Below are 22,706 nucleotides of genomic sequence, written 5' to 3'. Positions count from 1 at the left end.
CTCTTTCTCTTTAGCTTCGCCGCAAGCCTACCCCTGGCTTAACACCACCGAGCACGCATGGTTTCCCATGCCGCATCGCGTGCGGCTTCTATCTCGGCAATTTCTTGCTCATCCAGTGCGCGGAAGCGTCCTTGTCGCTTGAGATACGCCTCAACGCTGGCAAACTCTTTCGGATTGCGATCGAGCTTAAACACGCCACCTGGAACCCCACTGAGCGCCGAGCCTTCAAACTCCGCCAAATACCATAGGCCAGTGTCCACGATATCACGGGCAATGTCCACTGTTTCATCTACACCGCATCCCCAGCCTGTTGGGCAAGGCGCCATTACGTGTATAAAGCGCGTCCCACGCATGTCACGAGCACGTTCTACCTTACGCACGAAGTCCGGCAAATATCCAACCGATGCTGTAGCTGCATAAACAATATCGTGCGCTGCAACAATCTGGAACAAGTTCTTCTTGTTTGTTAAGCAACCATGTACATGCTGCCCAGCAGGGGTGGTAGTGGTTTTTGCACCAAACGGCGTGAGAGAGCTTTTTTGAATGCCCGTATTCATATAAGCTTCATTGTCGTAGCAAATATAGAGCACGTCATCATTACGATCAATTGCACCCGAGAGCGCTTGTAAACCAATATCAGCAGTGCCGCCATCGCCCGCAAAACCCACTACCGTGCAATCATCAGGCTTTTTCCCTTGAGCACGCAAACCGGCTTCAATACCAGTCAACACCGCGGCTGTAGCAGCAAAAGGCGTAATCATGGAGTTGTTGGCAAAGGAAAGCTGCGGAAAGTTAAAACCGACCGCACTCATGCATCCCGCAGGAAGCGCTGACACCGCATTCGGACCAAGCACTTTAAGCGCCGCTCGTACTGCCAGCGAACCACCACACCCAGCGCATGCTTTGTGGCCAAAAAACAGTTCGTTATCCGAAATCGTAGAAGCATTAAGCGCCATTATTCATGTCCTCCTACGTTGTCAATTCCAATAAAGCGCACATGGTCACCAGCACTTTGCTGAGACGCCATGCGAGCAAGAGAACGATAGATATCGCACAGATCAGTTACCGAAATATCGTCGCCACCAAGACCTCCAATAAAATTGCACGTCGGAAGTGCCATGCCTGCCTGGAGTAGCGCCGAGTTTACATTGGTAAACACCGTGCCTTCGCCGCCAAATGAAATATCTTTCTCTAGTACGCCAACGGCTTTCGCGCGTGACAGCACATGCGTCAATTCATCTTTCGGGAAAGGACGCATGTAGCGAATACGTACCAAACCAGCGCGAATACCTTCTTCGCGCAGCTGCTCAAGCACGCTTTGAGCAAGCCCTGCGACAGAACCAAGCGTGACCAGCACTACTTCCGCATCGTCGGTATATGTCGTCTCAAGCATGCCGGTATAGTGGCGGCCAAAAAGCTGCGCAAACCGCGTCTCAATCTCTTCTATCACCGTTGGCGCCGACAACATGTCATGATGTTCGAAGTATTTGAAGTACTTGTTGTATTCAGGTCCTGCCGAATAACCGATGTTGACAGGATTATCAAAATCAAAACAATTAGCAGCGGGTTCATAAGGTGGTAAAAATGCGTCTGCCTGCGCTTGATCAGGGACATCAACAGTTTCGTAGGTGTGCGTGAGTGCAAATCCATCCAGATTGACCATCACCGGAGTCATAACGCGCGGGTTTTCTGCAAGCGCATATGCCATAAGAGCCATATCAAGTGCTTCTTGATTGTCCTTTGCGTAAGCTTGAATCCAACCGTGATCCAAAAGCGCAAGCGAATCGCGCTGATCACCGTAAATGTTCCAAGGCAGCGCTGTTGCACGATTGGCATTCATCATAACAATTGGAAATCTTCCGCCCGCTGCATAGGTAAGGCACTCAGCCATATAGAGCAACCCTTGGCTGGAAGTAGCCGTAAAGGTGCGCGCACCGGTAGCCGCTGCACCAATTGCACACGACAGCGCCGAATGCTCTGATTCCACATGTACATATTCTGCTTGAAGTTGCCCCGATTCCACCATGTCAGAAAGGCGCTCAACAACAACTGTTTGGGGGGTAATAGGATAAGCCGAGATTACCTGAGGACGCGCCAGACGCACGCCTTCGGCAAAAGCTTCGTCTCCCGAGAGAAACTGTTTCATGCGCGGTTCGCCTCGCTTTCTGAAATCATGGCAAGCGCATTGAACTTACATACGCTTACACACACGCCACATCCTTTGCAAAAGTCCAGGTCAACCGCTACTGGTACAGAGGAGGCAGCCTTGTAGATGGCGCCATCAGGACAATAGAAGTAGCACTGATAGCACCCCGTGCACAATGCGCCATTAATAACAGGACGTTCGTTTCGCCATCCAGCATTTTTGGTAACAAGATGTCCTGCGGAAAAACAGGTCGTATGAGCAAATTGCTGCGGATCAAGTTCACCTGCTTGCAGGGTGCAAATAATACTGTGCGGTCGCGGGGGATGCATGGCAGATGCGCTTTCATCCTGCGAGGACACAACTTCCGGCGTTGGTTCATCAGCACCGAGCGCCTCTGCGTTATCAAGCGTTGCTACTTCACCAAAAGCTTGCGCGGCTACGCGGGCTTGAGCACACGCTGCGTCAACAACCGCGATATTCTTGTCGTGCAATTTTGGTGCCATATACTGGCGAATTGCCGCATGCACATCTATGGATTCAAGCCGGTCGCACAGCGCGCACAATGCGCCCAAGAAAACCGTGTTAGGAATTGCTCTCCCAAGATACGCTGTGGATATTGCATCAGCATCAAGTGCAATAATGCGCTGATCCCCAAAGTAAGCTGTGGGTTTTGCGGAATTAACAAGCACTATACCACCGGGCTTCAATTCGCGTTCCCAATCGGCACCAAGAAGCGTTTCGTCTAGATACACCACAAAATCTGCCTGCTGCATGGCACTTCTGTCCCCTATTGGAGCATCATCCATTTTAGTGAAGGCGCACATTGGAGCGCCGCGACGCTCTGGACCAAACGAAGGAAATGCCAGCGCATATTTTCCCTCACCAAGCGATGCTGCTGCACCTAAAAGTCGAGCGGCAGTAAATGCGCCTTGCCCTCCTCGACCATGCCATAACACTTCAACCATAGACATTTCACCCTGTATTTCGCCTGATTAAAAACTGACTAATTTACTCTGTCGTGCGATATTCAGAATAATTGTAGCGTATCTAGCATCTATTAAACCTTATGCTAGAGACAAGAAACCATTTAAGCAAATATGGGGAGAAGGTTGCTATGCGATGGCTTTCGCGGTATCAAATTGTTGCTCTTGTTGGCTTTAGCTTTTTGTGGGCATATATCCAAAAAGGATTTTTATCAACTCGCCTTATTTGGGTTCCACAAAATGACACCCCTTTTGCAACCGCCGTTTTTCTCTTCTCGCTTTTTCTCTCGGTTGCCATATGTGCCGTTTTTCATGCACACATTGAAAGCTATTTTACAAAACGTCATGCAAGCATGGCTGTCTTTGCCACGGTTGTGATCATCAACGAATTGTTCGCCTACAACAATGGCATCTTTACCCTCTCAGGACAAGCTGAGTATCTGCTTTGCTCAGTCTACTATCTCATTCATGCAGCCACCCTTATTGTCCTATTCTTTGCTTGGATGCTTTGGTTTGTTCAAAACGCTTTTAGATCAGGCTTATCATCAACCGTAAGCATCATGCTTACAGCCATGCTAATCTCTCGCATAATCACAATGCCGTACTTTTATATATGGGAGTTTTTTGCCACCGAGGAAACCTTCTTTCTCGAAGGGCTCTCTTTTGTCCTTTACATCTTCAGCCTTAATAACTCACCTCAACCCGAAGTGCGCTTTTCTGGCCATTTATCACAAAGCTCTCTTTTAAAACGCTACTTAGCTCCGTTTACAATCTACTTTTTCAGCGGTGTATCAAGTCGTCTTCTTCAAGGCTTTTCTGATGATTTTTTCACAATGCAAGTATTCAACAGTTCGCGCGAAATCATCTGTTTTGCCTTCTTGGCGCTCTGCCTGTCCGTTCTTCTCTTGTCGCATAAACAGCATCGGATATTCTTACCGCGTGACACATTTTTCCTGGTAGCAGGTCTTTCTATGGGTGCCGTAGTTGGTCAGTTGCTAGGCATAAGCACTGGCGTTGCCCCAATGCTGGTATTTTTCGACTTTATTGAAGTGTCACGTGCAATACTTCTTGTTGTCTCGGTGCTTTTAGTGTTGCTCATTGTGTACGAAGAATCCGTCTCTCCTGTTTTAGCTTTTGGCGTATTTGTTCTTGGTCCGATTATCATTTGGCGAACCCTTAATCTGCTCTCAAACACCATTGGACCAATGCCCGTCTCAGAATGGGTCTATATCCTTATTCTTGTTTTAGTCGCCCTTCTCTTCCTCATTACCTCTCTCATGTTTTTGCTCGTATTTGTGGGAAGCAACTCATTCAAAACGTTCTTCCAAGTCTCAGCGCCAACCCCAAACGAACGACAGGCAACGCTTGATAAACTTGCTAAACACTACCAGCTTACCCAAAGAGAATCCGACATCTTTGAATACCTTGCGTTAGGCTATACCGCAAAAAGCATTGGAGAAAAGCTCTACATTTCTCCCTATACTGCACAAAACCACATTCGCTGCATTTATTCGAAACTTGGTGTTCATTCAAAACAAGAAGTCATTAATCTCATAGAAGCACAGAGTTCCACCCCCGTTTAACAGGCATTATTAAAGATGATTAAGAATTCATCACTCCAAAAAGCTAATTATTAATCTCGCGCCTCATTCCTCTCTGTCTTAAAAAAGTCTCATCGGTTCATTTTTTAGAGGAAGGATCAACTATGGCCGAGGGGAAATTTTCGCGAAAAGAATTTTTACTGGGAACAGGAGCTGCGCTTGTTACCACATCACTTGGATTGCTTGGATGTACTCCCGAGCAATCTCCATCCCAACAAGAAGAGCAGCTTGCATCAACAGCAACCAACAACCCTACTTGGGATGAGAGCTTTGACGTTATCGTTGTGGGCGCAGGTATTGCAGGCATGGCAACCGCCGCAACTATTGCAACAGAAGGCGACGGCGCAACATGCCTACTGTTAGAAAAGAGTGACAATGAACTTGGTGGGGGCAATACCCAGTATTCTGCTGGAGCTATCCTTGCCACCAATGATGCAGACGTAGCTTTTAAGTACATGAAGGCTTTGCGCGGCGAGAATCCAACTGTTTCTGATGACGTTCTTAAGGCCTATGCCGATGGCATGGCAGAACATACTCCGTGGCTCAATGCCTTAGGCACCGAAGACTTTTATGCGCCATGGGATCCAGGTGACCCAAAAGTCACCTCCGTATCAGCTCCCGAGTATCCAGAGCTTCTTGATACCGATGAAGAACGCGCAAGTGTTGGCTGCATGCTCTTTAATGGGGGCAGCAGCGGAGAAGGATACAAACATCCACACTTGTTCCTTTCGGATGTAGTTGACCAATATCCTGATATTGTTACGCGCAAGACCAACACACCCGTCACCCGACTCATACAAGATCAATCAACAGGGGAAATTACTGGCGTCATATACGAATCCGATGGCAAAGAAGTATGCGCACAGGCATTAAAAGGTGTCGTTATGTGCTGTGGCGGATTTGAAAACAATCCCAACATGATGGCGAACTATATTCGTGCCTATGGAGCGCATCCGTTTGCTGGCATCAGCAACACAGGTGACGGAATTGCTTTGTGCGCTGAAGTAGGCGCCGATATGTGGCATATGGCAAATATTGCAGGGTTCTACAACGGCTTTGCTTCTCTTGACGGCGAAAGCTTTGTGGCTAAAAACGCTGCGCAAACACCACGCGGCGAAGGCATAATTGTCGGACTCAACGGTCGTCGCTACTATATGGACAATGGCGGCTTTGGTAATAAGGGTTTGACTGAATATGATCTTCGCATTCATTCAGGCTATCGTCATGGCGACAACAACCGCGGCGGCGAGTGGATGCACCAACATCTTCCCGCAGTGTCGTGGTTCGTTTTTGATCAAACAGGTTTTGACGCAGGTGCGACGTCTGAGATCACCGAAGATGACCCTGTTGCTGCTGGTTGGGGCTATAAAGCAGAAAGCCTAAGCGAACTAGCTGAAGCCGTTGGCCTTCCAGCCGGAGAGCTTGAAACCACCGTTGCACACTGGAATGAGATGTGCGACAACGGTGCCGACCTTGCCTTTTATCGCTTCAGCGACACGCTGAACAAAATTGAAAACCCGCCATTTTATGCTATGAAGATGGTTCCTTATTTCTTAAACACCGATGGAGGCCCCGTTCGTTCTGCAAATGCTGAAGTAATGGATCGCCAAGGAAATCCTATTCCTCATTTGTATTCCGCTGGTGAGTTTGGCTCCATTTGGTCAGATATGTACAATGCGGGTGGCAACCTTTCTGAGGGAATGGTATTCGGTCGAATTGCAGCGCGTAATTGCCTGCAGTCTTCTCAGAGCTAAACATCTTTATCTCGCACGCAATCTTTACGTTTCCTGCAGCAAGCTCCTCCCTCCGTGCTTGCTGCAGGTTTTATGCTGCTATTGGTCATTTCTCCAAATAATCCTGCTTCTGCAATACAAGCAATATATGCGTCAACAATTTATATATCCCATGTAAATCAAATAACTCAATGACGCCATCCAAGAGATTGACGCATAATAATCTACGTAAATGATCACGCATCTGAGAGAAAGTTCAGCTTTTCACGTATGGATCGGCAGCCGCAGCATACTTCTTTTGATCAAGAGCACACGCGCGAATTCAAAACCACAAGCACCTCAAATCCCACCTATTCAAACAGCGCTGTTAGCAACCAAGAGACAACGCGTCGCTTGCGCGGCCAGCATGCAGCGCAAACAGCTGAAATGCCTCAGACGCGCACGCGCAAGCCAAACTTCATTAAACGTGGGTTGGATCATTGGTTTTCTCGTTTGCTCGGCGCTGTATCATCAGGAGATCTCGGCGGCCAACAAGAAGAATATGCGTCGCATCGCACTACGCGTGACTACATCTTTAACACAATTGGCATCACATTATGGGGCATGGTTTTCCCCATCTTGACCATTGTGGTTACTCAGCTTGTTGGTGTCGAACAAGCTGGTATGTTTTCTATGGCATTTGTCACTGGCATGCTGCTCATGTATTTGGCTAATTATGGTGTCCGTACCTATCAAGTCTCCGATCTTGAGCAAACGCATTCATTTTCGGATTATCAGATTAACCGCTGGATTACCTGCATCATTATGGTGGCAGTGAGCGTTGCTTACTGCTCTTTGCGCGGCTATAACTCAGAAATGTTCACCATCAGCATGGGTGTGTATATCTATAAAATGATTGATGGCTTAGCCGACGTATACGAAGGACGCCTCCAGCAGATGGACAAGCTGTACTTGGCGGGCATTTCGCAAGCTCTGCGCTCGGCAGTTGTCCTTATTGTCTTTATCGTCTTTTTGTTTATTACGCGCAATCTTCCTGGTGCCTGTATTGCCATGGCAGTTGCCGCTGCCGCAACGTTTATCCTGGTCACCTTTCCCCTTGCGCTTTTTGAAACACCAAAGTCAGATCATATGCGCGTCTCTAGTGTGGCAATGCTTTTTAGGCAATGCTTCCCGCTGTTTGTGGCTCTCTTTCTTTATGCGCTTATTGACAACATGCCGAAATTTGTCATGGAAGGTGTTCTAAGCTACGACAACCAACTCTACTTCAATGCGCTCTACTTCCCAGCGCAAGGCATTTTGCTCACCGTTGGTCTCATCTATAAGCCACTACTCGTTCGGATGGCTGAGGCATGGTCAGACCCCAACAAACGACGCCGTTTTGACCTCAGCATCATTGCCATGTTTGTCCTCATCATTGCCATCACCGTTATCGTGGCACTCTTTATGGCATGGATTGGTATTCCACTTATGAGTTGGCTCTATGGCCTTGACTTTGAGCAGTTCCGCGGGCTGTCCTACATCATGATTGCCGCAGGTGGCGTAACTGCTGCCATTGATTTTCTCTACCAAGTAATCACGGTGCTTCGCCGCCAAAAGTCCGTCACGAAGCTCTATTTGATCACATTTGGCTTCTCGCTCTTTGTGCCAATTTTGCTCGTGAATTTCACGGGCCTTCCCGGTGCGGTCATTGGGTATCTCATTGTGATGACTATTTTGCTTGTGCTACTTGTTATTGAGTATGTAAGCATTCGCCTTGATTTGGCGAACAAACTCGGCATGGATACATCAAAGTCAGGCGAAATGCCCAACGCAGCTGACACAGCCAAACTGACAGCCATTCAAGACAGCAACTCACAAACAACGCGCGGTGCACATCGAAGCTCACATCGGAATACCGATACCAGCTCAGATCGCACCGCGCGGATTCGCCGTCATTAAGGCAAGCTAAAACACCACGTGCTTTTTGCCAAACACTTATTTGCGCATCAACATGCTTAATTTGTGCTGCCTGCTTAAAAGCAGCATATGTTTAGAAGCGAGCGTAACGCTCCAGATTCTTTTTGAGGGTCTCAACAAAGCGAATGCCCACTTCATCAAGTTCTTCATCCTTGCGAACCACATAGCCCAAATGAAGAGTTTCATCTGTTTCAAGCGGCACCGTGTCCAGTGAAGAGCCATCAGAAATACCTACCAGAATGCCACTCGTGATGGTATAGCCGTTCAGTGCAACAATGAGCTCCGAAAGCGAAGCGCGGTCGGTGCACGCGATGCTCTTTTCACGAGGAACTTCTGCAAGTGCCTCCTCGGCAAAACACGCCGGTGAGCCCGGCTCCTGCTCGAAGTAAATATACGGATAGCCTTCCATGTCTTCAAGCGAGAGCGAAGACGCATTCACCATCGGGTGGCTTTTAGGAAGCGCCACGCGAGGGGTTGACTGAATGAGTTCGCAAAATGTTAGACCAGCTGCATCAAGTGCCACATTAAGCTCATCGGCGGTTCGCGATGTCTGCACAATTACGCCCAGCTCAGAATCACCAGACACCACATCATCAATAACTCCTTGCGTTGTCCGATCGCGCAACGCATAAGAATACTTATCCCCACCAAGCGCTAAAACAGTGTGGGCAAACGTTTGCACGTCAAAAAGGTAGTGCTGTCCTGAAATTGCAAAAGTTGCTGCCATGATTATCCTTCTTCCTGCAAACGCTTATTTCGTATTCGTACGCTCATCCACAAAGCGGCTTGCTTTGTGTTCAGATGACGTGCCCAACTTACCAGCATCATACACGATAACCTTTGCCGGTCGTACTCCGGTATGCGTTTTCAACGCACCTTCAACTCGTTTAGCCACCACATCATAAGGCTCATCTGATCCCTGAGCACGCTCAACCGAGACTTCATACTTTGTCGTGAAGTCCTGATCATAAACGCGAATGGAGTATTCGCCCGTCAAACCTTTTTCGCCACGTACGACATATTCAATATCAGTTGGGAATACGTTAACCGCACCAACAATAAACATCTCATCCTTGCGACCGGTAATATGAATGCGTGCGAGCGTGCGACCACATTCGCACTTTTCATTGCTTACATACCCAATATCACCCGTGCGGAATCGGATCATGGGACGCGCCTTCTTCATGAGCGTGGTGTAGACCAACTCACCAAGTTCGCCCGGTGCAAGAACCTCTCCGGTATTAGGGTCAACCGTTTCCACCATGATCTGATCCTCGGCGATATGCAGACCATCTTTTGCCTCACACATGGCCGCACATGCGCCATAAATGTCTGAAAGTCCGAAGAAGTCAACTACCTTCGCGCCCCATAAGTCTTCAATGGCCTCACGCGTTGACTTAATGGAACCTCCTGGCTCACCTGCAACAATGATGGTATGAATTGCGAAATCAGTCTTGGGGTCAAAGCCTTTTTCCTTTGCTTTTTCGCCAAGCGTCCATGCGTAAGAGGGGCTCGTCCAGATCACCGTCGGCTGATATTGCTTAAGCACAAACAGCAAACGATCCGACGGAACAGCGCCTACCCAAATGGCCAGCGCCCCCAAACGCTGCGCACCGATAACATCCGGGCCGCCAACGTAAAGCGCAAAATTGAGCCCGTGCACGTAGCGATCGTTCGGACGCATGCCCGCTTGCCAGAAAAGACGCGCTTCGGTGTCTTGCCACAGGTCGAAATCTTCTTGGGTGAAGGGACTTACCGTAGGCACACCTGTTGAACCCGATGAGGTTGCCATGAAGATAACTTCTTCCTCCGGCACCGAACACATCTCACCAAAAAAGCTACCAACATGCTGCGTATCGCGCTCGGTCTTCTTGTCAATGAAGGGGAATTTCTCAATGTCAGTAAGCGTCTGAATATCATCCGGAGATACTCCAGCCTCATCAAATGAACGCTTGTAATAAACCGTATTGTCATACGCATAGCGAACCATCTCTTTGAGACGCTCAAGTTGCATAGCTTCAAGCTCAGGGCGAGGCATGCACTCAATCTCGGGGTCGTAGTATTTCTGGTCGTAAGGAATGTCCTTTTTCGCCATAATGATGCTCCTTAGCTGCGTATGTCGGAATAGAAAAAATCAGCTTAAGCATCAAACCATGAACAACCGCCAAATACAACCTCTTTTGTCATATGATGTTTAGAACAGATGCTATCTATTATTTATATTACCAGGCTCATTGTTTTACCGAAATTAAGCAATACCTCACTGTTGCAACCTCTATACTATGCAACAGTCAAACCATCTTTATGGCTTGCACAAACTGTCCTTCCACACTTGAGCGTCTGAGCATTTTTGTTTTGGTGCCACTTCGCCTGTAGTTGTCCACCTTGCTATCGTGAGGAAAAATATGACACTTCAACAACTTCGCTATCTCATTGCTATTGCTGAATATGGCTCCATCAATGCTGCTGCGCAAAATCTTTACGCATCGCAGTCGAATCTTTCCATTGCAGTCAAAGAACTCGAGCAAGAACTGGGCATAACAATCTTCATGCGAAGCAACCGTGGAGTCACACTCACCAATGATGGTACTGAGCTTTTGGGTTACGCCCGACAGGTTATTGAACAAGCAGACATGCTTGAAGCTCGCTATACCGAACATGACAACTCGCATGTTCGCCTGGCAGTATCAACGCAGCATTACGCATTCAGCGTTCAAGCTTTCGTCAAGGTTGCCGAAAGCTGCAATTCGGACAACTATGAGTTCATCTTACGTGAGAGCACAACTGCTGAGATCATTGAGGATGTTCGCACTTTTCGCAGCGAAGTGGGCATTTTGTTTGTAGATAGCTTCAATCAACAGGTCCTCCAAAAAGCGTTCAACGATGCGCACGTCACTTTCTATCCACTCTTCAAGGCTTCCGTTCATGTCTTCGTGGGCGAACATCACCCCCTTGCCACGCGAGAAAAACTCACGCCTGAGGATTTAGCAGCATATCCTCGTTATTCATTTGAACAAGGCACCACCAACTCGTTTTACTACTCAGAGGAACCCTTGAGTTATTTGCCGCACACCAAAAACATCCGCTTTTCAGACCGAGGCACGCTTACCAATCTTTTGACAAGCCATAACGGGTTTACGCTTTCAACAGGTGTTTTGTCGTCTGAGATGATGTCGGGCATTGCAAGCATTCCGCTTGATACCGAAGACTCTATGCAGGTTGGTTACATCATGCACGCCGAACGCAAACCTTCTGTGCTTCTCCTGCACTACATTGATGAGCTGCAAGCAATTATCGCAGCCAACCCTTGCGTGCAAATTCCCCAATCGTAAAACGCCACCTGTGAAGTGAATCACTTCACAGGTGCGGCAAAAACTTGTTATGCACTTTGCATTTTGCTTGCATGTTTCATTTTGACGCGGTTCGCTTCCTTATCAGGTGCGCGCAGGATGTCGACTTGCTGCGCGCTCGCAGGTTGCTGCGCGTGCCCCCGGATACCATGCGCAACATTACCAATCGGTACCCGTTGATTATCAGGGACTTTGCAATCAGCAAGCGCACTAATTCGTCTCCTTGTTGAATCGTATAGTCAAAAAGAACCTTACTCACAAGCTCAAGCTTTGTCATCTATTCAATGCTTTAGCTTACTCAACCAAAGGAGGCACATATGGGTTGCACGACATTATTGGTTGGCAGAAAAGCAACAAACGATGGATCAACAATCATCGCACGCAACGAAGACTGCGGCGACGGCTCATTCAACGCGAAGAGCATGGTTGCTGTTTTGCCCGATCAGCAACCTAAAACCTACACCGGCGTAAATTCGCATCTCACCATTGAATTACCTGATAACCCGCTTCGCTATGTCTGCACGCCTAACACTGACCGCTCTGACGGCGTTTGGGGCGAAGCAGGCATTAACGCCGCAAACGTTTCCATGACTGCAACAGAAACAATCTCGTCAAACGCGCGCGTATTAGGCGCCGACCCACTTATCTGCTACAAACCAGCTAAGGGAACACCTGGTCAATCTGGATATGAACCTGAAGTACCCGGCGGCATTGGCGAAGAGGACTTGGTTACCATCATTTTGCCTTATATTCGTAGCGCAAAAGAGGGTGTTCAGCGCATGGGTGCGCTTCTTGAGCAATACGGAACCTATGAGATGAACGGTGTCGCTTTTGGCGATGATCACGATATTTGGTATATCGAAACAGTCGGCGGACACCATTGGATTGCTCGTCGCGTACCTGATGACTGCTATGTTGCCCAGCCGAACCGTCTTGGCATTGATCGCATGGATTTAGCAGATGCGCTTGGCGCGCAGCGCGACTATATGTGCAGTGCAGACTTACCTGAGTGGATGGCCGCCAATCACCTGAATGTCTCACTATCAGAAGGAGCAGCCGCTGACGAAGACTTCCATGGCATTCCTGCGGTATTTAATCCGCGCCAAGCATTCAGCAGCTATACCTGGCTAGACATCGTCTACAACAATCCGCGCGCGTGGTATATGTGCAGCGTGCTTAACCAAACTTCTCCCCTCTTCCACGGCGCCGACCCAACCTACACCGTACACAGCATGGATATTCCATGGTGCATGGTTCCCGAAGTAAAAATCTCGGTTATGGACGTAAAGAATATCCTATCTTCCACCTACAATGGCACTATCTACGATTGCTATGGCAATCTTGGAGACCACCAATCTCGTCACCTGTATCGCGATATAGGCATAAACCGTACCTGCGAGACTTCCATCCTTCAAATTCGTCCGTATGCTCCTCACGCAGCACAAGGCGTCCAATGGGTTGCTTTTGGGTCAGGTCCCTTCAATACCGCCATTGCTCTGTATAGCAATGTGCGCGAAATTCCAGCGTATTTGGATACACCTTCCAACGTCAGCACCGAGAGCTTTTATTGGACGGATCGCTTAGTAGCTGCCCTGGCTGACCCTGAATACTTCGACAACATGGAAGCTATTTCGGGATATCAACAGGAGACGCTCGCAGCAGGATATGCATCACTCCGTGTTACCGATGAGCTCATCAACGCCGATGCTGACATGGACGACGATGCCGCCATCAAGACACTCGAAAAAGCCAACGCTCAACTTGTTGACCTGGTAAAAGCCGCTAACGACAAACTGCTAGGAAGCGTATTGTTTGAGCGAAGCCTCAAGATGCAAAACGCATTTGGCGCGTCTGATCACTGAGTTTAACGCGCCACCATTTTTTGCAGCCCCCTGCGCCTCTGTCGTTGGGGGCTGTTTACGTATTGGGGCATCCCTACATCACCAAGCAATGCGCATGGAACACAACAAGCAGTAACTCCTTCGCACGAAAGAAAGCCGAGGCACAAAATGTGTCTCGGCTTTCCTGTACAATGGCACGCTTTGTCACAAACAAATCGCACCCCGGCAACCGGCACGGTAAGGGGTTAATCGTGTCGGATCGTCGTCTCGAAATACTGCCGTCAACCTCTTACTTCCTTGGAAGTTGAAGCTAGGCGCTCACAGGGTTAAACGTATTCCAGAACGGCCAAACGATTGGGTCGGTACCCAAGACCTTCTGCTGTGCCTCGCTGAGAAGATCTTTGCGGATAGCAACTTCGTACACAAAGTTGTCAAACCATTCGTCACCACACACGAAGTAACCATTGTTGCCCGTCTTTTTGCCACCATTTTCGGTGCCCCAAGAGTTCTCAATCTTCCACTTGACCGGCTTGCCTTCCTTGATGTCAACGCCAGCGATAACCATTGCATGAGTAGGCAAGCTCTCATGGGTTGCAAAACGCTCAGCTTTATCCATGTCAAAGGAGACGTCAAACATGCTCTCAAGGTCATACAACTTCATATCCATAACACCCGCCATGCGGTCACAGTGCTGCAGCACGTCGCAACCAAACCATACCGGCTCGCCTGCTTTTAACTGTTCAATAACCAGCGCTTTAAGCTCGTCCATCGGCAGATTCAGATAGAGGTTCTCGCGCTCAGGTATCTGGTCGGAATCCTCAATGGTGTACATGCGGTTGTAGGGGTTCTCTTCGCCAGGAACATTGATAACGCCAATATAGTTAGCAACATCAATCGGAACATATTTCTTGGCGAACTCAAGCGGCGTCAAATCATAGTCCGCATGGTATTCACCCTTGGCATCCTCATAGGTAAAGTCAAACTTCTCAGGCGGCTCACCAAAGCAAACAGCCAAGACGCGATATACCTCGTTGAGCATCTCTTCTTGAGTTTGCGTGGTGTCTTTACCTTCTTGTGCCATCTTGCGCAGCTTCAAAGCATCCTGACGAAGCAAGTGTGACAAGAAGGTGTTAATCTCAGCCGTGTCGTTGGTGCAATGTGTTTCTGACATAGCTGAATGCGGGATAACTCCGTATTTCTTAACCAAAGCAGCTACCATATCCCAGTCGCCACCGTCTTGCATCGGTGCGCTGATCAGCCAATCTACTTCGCGATCATCAAGGGACTTGTCAGCAGTTGCCACAATGTGCTCCATAAACCATGCAGAGCGCTCAAGCTTGTTGAAAAACGCCAGGTAAGCTTGCGAAAGCTCGAAGGTTCCTTTGGGTAAATTAAGATTTTTCTCAATATGGAAGCGCAGCGTGTTGAGGCATGCAAACATCCAGCAACGGCCTGATTGCAACTGGTTAGCAACCGCTTCTTTGTCCACGTCAATTGAGAAAGCAAAGTTTGCGGGCGAAAGCTCTTTGAGCACTTCGACATCTTCAGCTGACTTCAAAATGCCATTTGTAGTAACAGCTTTTTGAGCAACTTGCTGGGTCTTTGCTTTTTTAAAAGACTCAGACATTTTGGCTATTTGTTCTTTTGATAACTTCATAAGACACTCCAATTCTCTTGCGTCTATTTTTTCCATTAGTTTTGCGAACCACCCCTCCCTGGCTCAATCTTTCATGCACCAGGGAGGCGATTGTGTTGCAAAAGATCACAATGTTTGTGTTATTCAAAAAGCGTCCATGCTTCAGTGGGGCGAGCTTTCAGATAGCCCTTCATCCAATTCCACAGCGGATGCTGCTCAAAGAACGCGTCCACATCAAATTCGACACCATCTGCGCGACCATAACGACCCCACATCTGGATCTTTTCCATTTCTTCAGGACCGGCAGCTTTAGCGTCGCACGAGCCCGCAGGATAGAATGGGATATTCCACACGGCATCTGGATCGTCAGCGTAATACTGCGGATCAACGTCATAATGAGCGCAAATGCAGCGTGATGACGGGTTGTTGTAGCCCAGATACACGTCATAGGTGTCAGCCAGCATCTTATTGGCTACTTCCACATCAATCTTGCCGTAGTACTGATCAATGAGCTCCATCCAGCGTTGGCGACGTGCGCCAGTCTGCTGACGCGGATCATTAAAGCCGTTGTCTTTGCACTCAAGATTTCGGATACGCGGGTCAAACACGGCGTTACAACCAAAGTAGCAACCGTTTTTTGTGCGCTCAAGCGCCTGATACTTCAAGCCCTGTTCATAGCGCGCAATTTCGCCCGTCTTTTTGTCGGCAATAAGCCATGCGTTTGCATATCCACCGTTGTTGCCGCTGTTCAAACGCTCAACAAACTCATCAATAGTGGTTGCATACTGGATGGCATCACGAATACGTACCCACTCAGGAACGCCTTCAGTTGAGTACTGGTCAAAACCGGCAAGTGTGGTCTCGGTTACTGACAACCCATATGAGGTGACATAAAAGTCCGTCATAGAGCTCAGCATGCAAGGACCTGATGCCTGCATGATAAAAGTTGCTCCTTCATCAGGCTCAACACGTTTGCAAACATTGAAATACTGGCCACTCCAGAACTCGTCAAAACTCTCATGAGCTATGACTGGCTTGCCATCAACTGTAGCGTCACCTGTAGCAATAATGGCAGAGCAGTGCTCTTTACGATGCGTCTTCATCTGCGGACGAGACATCAACTTTGGCGCAGCTTGCGGCCACCAGTAGCCTGTCATTTCCATCCAGTCGTTCCACGCAATAACATCATCAACGCTGGTCTCAACGCCAGCCGCGGTCAGACCATCAGCCATACCTTGGAGCTCTTCAATAATGCGAGGAGGAATCTTGTCCTTGTGAAGGGCGATAGATTGCTCAGCAAACCATGAGTATTCCATGCCAAAGGACTCAAGCGTCATGTAAGTGTAGACCCTGATTGCGTCAGCATATTCGTCAGCAAGCAAGTAACCTTCTTGAAAGCCACACTCGTAAGGTGTGCCTTTCACATGGATATGCTGCCAGCCATTTTTTTGGTTTAAGGTTGCCTTATCTACAACCGCTTTTTGTTTTTCGTCAAGCATAACTACTTCTTTCCTTGCGTTTTGCTTTGTTTGTATATCTAACCCAAGTGACGTTTCTCGTAGAATGCCTGCAGTTCGCCAACCATCTTTTCCAGCGTCGGCTGGTCTTCATACGCCATATGTCCATTCTCATGAACGTGATACTCAATATGAGAAGTGATGCTTTCGGGCAAGAACATCTTGGACACTGAGTGCTTAACGTTCCAATACGGCGTAGCAGCATCATGAATACCACCGAAGAACAGTACGCGGCAGTGCGGATTACGACGAAGCGCGGTACCCATGTCATATGCGGTATTCGGGCAAACCGGCGAACCCATAGTGCCAGGTGCCTGATGTGTCCAATTCCAGTCAGCGTTCACCTTAAAGGACAGTCCAACGTAGTTTGGCGAACCCTTGAAGCCCGTCTCTTGTACAAGCATCATCCATGCAGAAGTGTCAGGAGTCATGATGGCGTCACCCGATGGATCTTCGCCAGCGAAGAACTCATTGTCACCCTGAACATCCATGTAGGCAGGCTCGGTAAAGCGCATATCGTAACGACCGGTGAAGAGTCCCTCATCAGCCATGATGGTCTTACGGAAGGTGTCAAATTCAATACGCAAGTGCTTCTGCTGAATAAACTCTGCCGGCAGACCGATCAATTCGCTCATCTGCTCAGCAACCTTCATCTCTTCGTCAGCAGATAAGCTATCGCTGCGGATGAGCGCTGCACCCATCACTTCGTCAACAAACTTCCATGCGCGGTCAAACCACTCAAACTGGTCAACGCCTTTGCCGGCTTTGCCAAAATAATTTGCGGTAGCTGCGTATACCGGAGTCATGCCCATGTAATACAGGTCATTACCTGCAAGCGTCGGGGCATAATCCAAAATAGTTGACTGCTCTACAACACCGGTAACACCAATGCCGCGCTCGCCTAAAACACGCATCAAGACAGAGTTACGCATGGTGCCATATGATTCGCCATATAGATACAACGGCGCATTCCAGCGCTGATGAGCGCTCAGCCATGCAGCAATGCCGCGAGCAAATGCGTCGGCATCTCCGTCAACGCCCCAAACCTTTTTCGGATCATAGCCATCGGCGATCTTCGAGTAGCCAGTACCCATAGCATCAAGAAATACCATGTCCGTAAAGGGAAGCATCGTCCAAGGATTATCCTCGGGCTGCGTGGGGCACGGCAACTGTTGCTGCTTGTCAATTGGAACATGGCGCGGGCCCATGCCGCCTACATTGACCATAAATGACGATCCGCCCGGGCCGCCGTTCCAGAGAAACGTTACAGGACGATCGGTCTTATCTTCTTCGTCGGTAACATATGACAGCGCAAACATGTGACCAATGAGCGTGCCGTCGTCCTGATTGAGCTGCAGGCATTCTGCGGTTGCTTCGTAATCAATAGACTGAGAGCCATTTGACCACGTACGCTTAATGCTTGCGGGCTCAGGAACAGCTGCTTTAGGCTTTTGTTGTGCCTTGTCGTCTCCAATAGTAACGGTAAAAGAATTTGTTGTTTCACTCATAGTTACAAGCTCCTTATTGTTTGCTTGTTATTACCAATAATTGCTACAGCGTGATTGCTACAGCGTGATGTCGCGCTTCAAAACATGCGCAATAACGAAGTAGTAAATAATGCCGATCACAATCCAGATAGCGCCAACCGTTAACGCTACGTCTTTAACTGAGAGCATGATGGCGAAACAGATAATTGCGCCCAGCGTCGGGAAAATCAGATGCATGAACACGGCTTTTACACCGGTGCGTTCTTTCAGTTTGAACCAGCAATAAATGATGACGCACAGGTTCAGCAATCCGTAGGTTGCCAGAGCACCAAAGTTAGAAATCTTTGCAACCGTATTCATGTCGATGCCGGCAAAATGCACAACAAGTGTCAAAACAACCGATAAGGCGATAATGAAGATAACCGCATTAATAGGTGAGTTTGTACGCTTGTTCATTTTGCCCATGAATTTGGGAAGCGTGCCGCCATTTGCCATAGTAAACATAACGAACGCAATGGAGTTTTGCTGTGCAATTGCCGTAAAAATACCTTGCGCCAACGCAACACCAACGGCGCACAAGATTGCCAACCAAGGACCAGTAATCATGCGTGCTACCACATAAAATGCGTTATCGGTATTGTTGGCAAAGTTTGCACCACTCGGATCAATGCATGTTGCTATGAAGCATTGAGCAACATAGAGCACGCACAACACAAGCGCCATTACCATCATAGCGCGCCCAGGACCACGTTTAGGATCCACAGCTTCTTGCGTAAGTGTTGCAATTGCGCCAAAACCAACGTAAGACATTACTGCCAATGAAACTGCTGACATGGTGCCACCGAAGTCAAACTTCGCAGGATTTACTACATTGGTCAGCGAGAAGCTGCATGTCTCAGGATGACCAATGATATAGGTCACACCAAGAACAACAAAGATAGCCAAGATCACAAGCTGCGCTATCAAAGCAATCTTGTTTACAACCATGGCTGTTTTCATGCCAATCAGTGACACGATAGCGACCACAATTAAGAAGGCAAAGCACAGCACCAAAATAGGAATTTCTGGAACCATGGAATGAATTGCAATTGCAGCAATCAAATACACCAAGGTCGGGCTGACCAGATACTGCAACAGCATCAGCCAACCGGCAATAAAGCCCATGGGCTTACCCATAATGTGGCTTACATAAGTAAAAATTGATCCTGATGACGGAAAATGCTGAATCATAATCCCAAAGGAAAATACTGAAAACAGCACTGCCACAAAGCCAATCAAAAAGGCCAAAGTAGGCATTCCGCCAGAGTCGGTAAACACGCCGCCGTAAATGGCCATTGGGGAAATAGGAACCATGCATATGAGTCCCCAAATCACCATGTCAGGCACGGTAAGCGTGCGTTTGAATGGAGAGTTTGCCTGACCAGGCTTACCAGCTGCGGTCTGTGTTTTAGCAACCGTAGCTTGAGCAGTCTTCGCCGAAGCAACCTGCACCTTATTTGAGTTTGTAGTCATATCTTCTCACACCTGCCTCGTAAAGACAGCGCTTGCTTCGCTCGCATCACAAAGCAAGCGCGTCTTTTCTTACTCTTACTTCTGATCTTTCTTATCAGAGGCGCCTTTATCTGGCTTTTTTGGTGTCGAAGTTTTACGGTGACCCTTCGTTGCAGCATGAGATTGCTTTGCTGCAGCCGTGGTCTCTTTCACCTCGCGCTGGGCGGTCAACAAATCTGAATACGCCTCAACTTGCTCTTTATAAGCTTGTGCTTCAACTGCATAATCGTGAGCTTCCTGCTCTGAATGCGTCTCTTGCGCTTCAGCTTTTTGTTCAGCTTCAGTTGCGCGCTTTGCCGCTGCAGTAATATCGCGCGGGATCCTCACCGCTTCTACCTCATCAGACGGCGCTGCAGGCACGCCTATTTCAGGCTGTACAGGCACGGTCTCAAGGGAGCGAATGTTCTTCTTCAAACCAGCTGTTTTCGCGGTTGGCAAACCTGCCTTATGAGAAATCACCGTCGGCTGACTCATGACAGCAACACCCATAGCCGTATTTGAAACACCATTGGTTTTAACCGGACGATTAATAGCTGCAGGGTCGTCGCCAGCTTCGATAGACGGCGACATCGGATGATGACCACCGTGACCTAAATACTCTTCAGGAAGCACTATTTGCTCGTTGGGGTTCCAGAGCTTTTTGATAGGCATACCCATGGGGTTTTGACCTTCGCTCATCATTTCTGAAGGAACGTTCGACAAAACTTTTCCTGGCTTCTTTAAGCCTTCAATTTGCCAGGTAAACGGAGCAAATACGTTTGACGGGTCAACCCAGTTATGACGCTTGGATGTTTGATACATAATGAAGCAAATGGCAAACGTGATGAGGATAATAGCGACAATAATGCCGACATACACCACAGGACTGCCAACTTCTTCGGAGACCTGAGCAGGAGGAATGATTGCCAAAACAATACCGAATACGCAAGCAATCAAACCAACGCCAGCAACCAGATAGGCGCCAACTGTGCCACCGGGTACCTTGAAAAGACGCGGACGATTCGGTTGATCATGACGCAGTTTCAAGAAAGAAATGAACATCAAGACGTAGTACATCATGTACAAAATCGTGATGGCCTGCGTGATCAAAATAACAAAGCCTTCAATGTTAGGAATAAGGAATACCAAGAATGCAACAGCGGTCATAAAGCCCATTTGCATATACATCAAACGGCTCGGCATGCCATGCTTGTTGTTGTTCTGCATGAACTTCGGCAAAAAGCCTGAGCGACCTGCTTGACCAAGCATAAATGACGGACCTGCAAGATTGGTAACCAATGATGCCATGGAAGCACCGAGACCAACCCAAACGAATGCTACATAAATCCAGGGGCAGCTAAAGCATTCGCCCAAAATACGGTAGGTCTGATACAAACCATAAACAAGATTCATCTCGCTAACTGGCGTAACGATAGCGATACACAGCGTACCAGCGATAAAGATGATCAACGTCAAAATCATGGCAATAAAGATTGACATGGGGAATTCTTTTTGTGGCTTTTTCAACTGCTTAATGTGAGCAGCATTCATGTCAATGCCAGCAAAGCTGAAGAAAACACCTGCTGCAAGTGCAAGCGTTGATAGACCATGCCACTCTGGGATCAAGTTTTGCGGCGCAAATTCAACATTAGAAACGTGACCTTGAGCCAACCATACGCACGTCATGATAACCATGAAGCCCAACGGAATAAACGTACCAATAATTACGCCGTATTTAGTAAGACCTGCAAAAGCCTTAACACCTTTTGTTGAAACCCAGGTCAAACCCCAATAATATGCCAGCCATGCAATCATGATAAGCAACTGGAATTGCGGATGGTTCATGAAGTTGACTGCCCAGTCCCAATCGGGTGTGTAAAAACCAATTGTGGCGGCTGAGGAAGCAACACCAGAACCAAAGTTAATTGAAGTCTGGAACCAAAGGATCAACAGACAAGAAAATGCGAATCCAGGACCAAGTGCTTCGCCAACCCAACGGAAAATACCACCTCGTTGGCCCCAACCTGAAGCCAACTCAGCGGCCACCAAACCCGTTGGTAAGAAAAACACCAAAGCGCCGATAATAAAGAGCGTGATTGACGATAAGCCATAATAAGCCTGCTGAACGTCGTTCGCTACACTTCCGATGATGGTCACGTTCATCATTACGAGGGCCATCAATGAAATGTAGTTACCCGTGTTCTTTTTAGCCGGCGCAGCCGAGGATTTCGCGGACGATGCATGAGATGTACTCATAACGTACCCCTTACTCGAAATTGGCCGCGCAACAAGATAAAGGCTGCCCGCGCTTTATCTTGTTACCTGTACAAATGCCTCCGAAGCGAGATGCCGAGCCTAGGATTATTGCCAAGTCCTTCGTCAGCAAACTTAGTTTGCGCGTTAAAAAACTCAAGGAGTACGCACAGAAGGCGTTTGTTTGCTGCGCGTCAATTAACCGATTCCGTGTTTATACCAAAGGCTGCATATAACTGAATATTTTTAATCATCTATGTGTAATTCGCTCATCTTTTTTGAGTAATTCGCCTTTTCTATTCATCTTGCCTTCTTGCTTGCTTGCGAGACCTTCGCTTCGGGCGTCTCGACTGCTGCGCCGCCAGCCCCGCCGCGCCCCTCTGTGCCTCGCCCTCAGCGAACATTTTCGCATTTTTTTCTTCTGACCTGGTATTATGGCAAAATTTAGCGAAGACGCGACCTAATTTTGTTTCAACGCTGAACTAAAATATGGCGGTTTTTGGCGAAGTGTGGCAGGGAATGTGCCCGATTAGGCGGTTTCCGAAGGTCGACCCACCTAATCAGCGACTTTTCCAGCCATTTTGAGACCCAATCCGCCTAATCGGGCAAACTAGAAAAAAGCAAAAGCGAAAAAGTTATATTAAAATGCCAGTTCAACTGCATAAACGTTAAA

Annotated in this window: 15 protein-coding genes; 5 read left to right on the top strand and 10 right to left on the bottom strand. The window is 48.2% G+C overall.

Annotation, left to right across the window (positions count from 1 at the left end):
* Positions 1–38: 38 nt before the first annotated feature.
* Genes NFR28_RS03305 through NFR28_RS03295 form a run of 3 tightly spaced genes read right to left on the bottom strand, consistent with a single transcriptional unit; the run spans position 39 to position 3,111 of the window.
* On the bottom strand, positions 39–956 hold the full coding sequence (locus NFR28_RS03305; RefSeq protein ID WP_251178413.1) for a thiamine pyrophosphate-dependent enzyme: 918 nt from the start codon (positions 954–956) through the stop codon (positions 39–41).
* Positions 956–2,146, bottom strand: coding sequence for a transketolase C-terminal domain-containing protein (locus NFR28_RS03300; RefSeq protein WP_251178412.1), 1,191 nt, complete (start codon positions 2,144–2,146; stop codon positions 956–958). Before NFR28_RS03300 ends, NFR28_RS03305 begins: the two co-directional genes overlap by 1 nt.
* On the bottom strand, positions 2,143–3,111 hold the full coding sequence (locus NFR28_RS03295) for a 2-oxoacid:acceptor oxidoreductase family protein (RefSeq protein ID WP_251178411.1): 969 nt from the start codon (positions 3,109–3,111) through the stop codon (positions 2,143–2,145). The genes NFR28_RS03300 and NFR28_RS03295 overlap by 4 nt, the downstream gene beginning before the upstream one ends.
* 149 nt (positions 3,112–3,260) lie before the next feature.
* Between NFR28_RS03295 and NFR28_RS03290 the strand changes: the two genes are divergently transcribed.
* The 3 genes from NFR28_RS03290 (at position 3,261) to NFR28_RS03280 (ending at position 8,401) form a co-directional block, all read left to right on the top strand.
* A complete protein-coding gene (locus tag NFR28_RS03290) occupies positions 3,261–4,712 on the top strand; it encodes a helix-turn-helix transcriptional regulator (protein WP_251178410.1) in 1,452 nt (483 codons plus the stop codon).
* A 122-nt stretch (positions 4,713–4,834) separates the two neighbouring features.
* Entirely contained in the window at positions 4,835–6,484 is a 1,650-nt protein-coding gene (locus NFR28_RS03285; RefSeq protein WP_251178409.1) for an FAD-dependent oxidoreductase, read from the top strand.
* Positions 6,485–6,733: 249 nt separating this feature from the next.
* A complete protein-coding gene (locus NFR28_RS03280; protein WP_251178408.1) occupies positions 6,734–8,401 on the top strand; it encodes a lipopolysaccharide biosynthesis protein in 1,668 nt (555 codons plus the stop codon).
* A gap of 91 nt (positions 8,402–8,492) precedes the next feature.
* On the opposite strand, the gene NFR28_RS03275 is transcribed toward NFR28_RS03280, so the two are convergent.
* Positions 8,493–9,146, bottom strand: coding sequence for a LysR family transcriptional regulator substrate-binding protein (locus tag NFR28_RS03275; protein ID WP_251178407.1), 654 nt, complete (start codon positions 9,144–9,146; stop codon positions 8,493–8,495).
* Between the two features lie 24 nt (positions 9,147–9,170).
* On the bottom strand, positions 9,171–10,514 hold the full coding sequence (locus NFR28_RS03270) for a phenylacetate--CoA ligase family protein (protein ID WP_251178406.1): 1,344 nt from the start codon (positions 10,512–10,514) through the stop codon (positions 9,171–9,173).
* A gap of 310 nt (positions 10,515–10,824) precedes the next feature.
* Between NFR28_RS03270 and NFR28_RS03265 the strand changes: the two genes are divergently transcribed.
* Both NFR28_RS03265 and NFR28_RS03260 read left to right on the top strand, forming a co-directional pair.
* Positions 10,825–11,751 (top strand): LysR family transcriptional regulator, encoded by a 927-nt coding sequence (locus NFR28_RS03265; RefSeq protein WP_251178405.1) that lies wholly within the window; start codon positions 10,825–10,827, stop codon positions 11,749–11,751.
* A 335-nt stretch (positions 11,752–12,086) separates the two neighbouring features.
* A complete protein-coding gene (locus tag NFR28_RS03260) occupies positions 12,087–13,631 on the top strand; it encodes a C69 family dipeptidase (protein ID WP_251178404.1) in 1,545 nt (514 codons plus the stop codon).
* 289 nt (positions 13,632–13,920) lie between these two features.
* Here the strand turns inward: NFR28_RS03260 and NFR28_RS03255 are convergent, their stop codons facing one another.
* From NFR28_RS03255 to NFR28_RS03235, 5 genes are all read right to left on the bottom strand, one after another.
* Positions 13,921–15,267, bottom strand: coding sequence for a C1 family peptidase (locus tag NFR28_RS03255; protein ID WP_251178403.1), 1,347 nt, complete (start codon positions 15,265–15,267; stop codon positions 13,921–13,923).
* A 119-nt stretch (positions 15,268–15,386) separates the two neighbouring features.
* Positions 15,387–16,745, bottom strand: coding sequence for a C45 family autoproteolytic acyltransferase/hydrolase (locus tag NFR28_RS03250; RefSeq protein WP_251178402.1), 1,359 nt, complete (start codon positions 16,743–16,745; stop codon positions 15,387–15,389).
* A gap of 38 nt (positions 16,746–16,783) precedes the next feature.
* Positions 16,784–18,271, bottom strand: coding sequence for a S10 family peptidase (locus NFR28_RS03245; RefSeq protein WP_251178401.1), 1,488 nt, complete (start codon positions 18,269–18,271; stop codon positions 16,784–16,786).
* Positions 18,272–18,328: 57 nt separating this feature from the next.
* Complete coding sequence (locus tag NFR28_RS03240; RefSeq protein WP_251178400.1) at positions 18,329–19,762, bottom strand: APC family permease; 1,434 nt, start codon at positions 19,760–19,762, stop codon at positions 18,329–18,331.
* Positions 19,763–19,837: 75 nt separating this feature from the next.
* Positions 19,838–22,036: an amino acid permease gene (locus NFR28_RS03235; protein ID WP_251178399.1), complete on the bottom strand. Its 2,199-nt coding sequence runs from the start codon at positions 22,034–22,036 to the stop codon at positions 19,838–19,840.
* Positions 22,037–22,706 lie beyond the last annotated feature (670 nt).

The sequence above is a fragment of the Adlercreutzia agrestimuris genome (assembly GCF_943193125.1).
Classification (GTDB): Bacteria; Actinomycetota; Coriobacteriia; order Coriobacteriales; family Eggerthellaceae; genus Xiamenia; species Xiamenia agrestimuris.
This window is presented reverse-complemented; position numbering and strand designations above follow the sequence as displayed.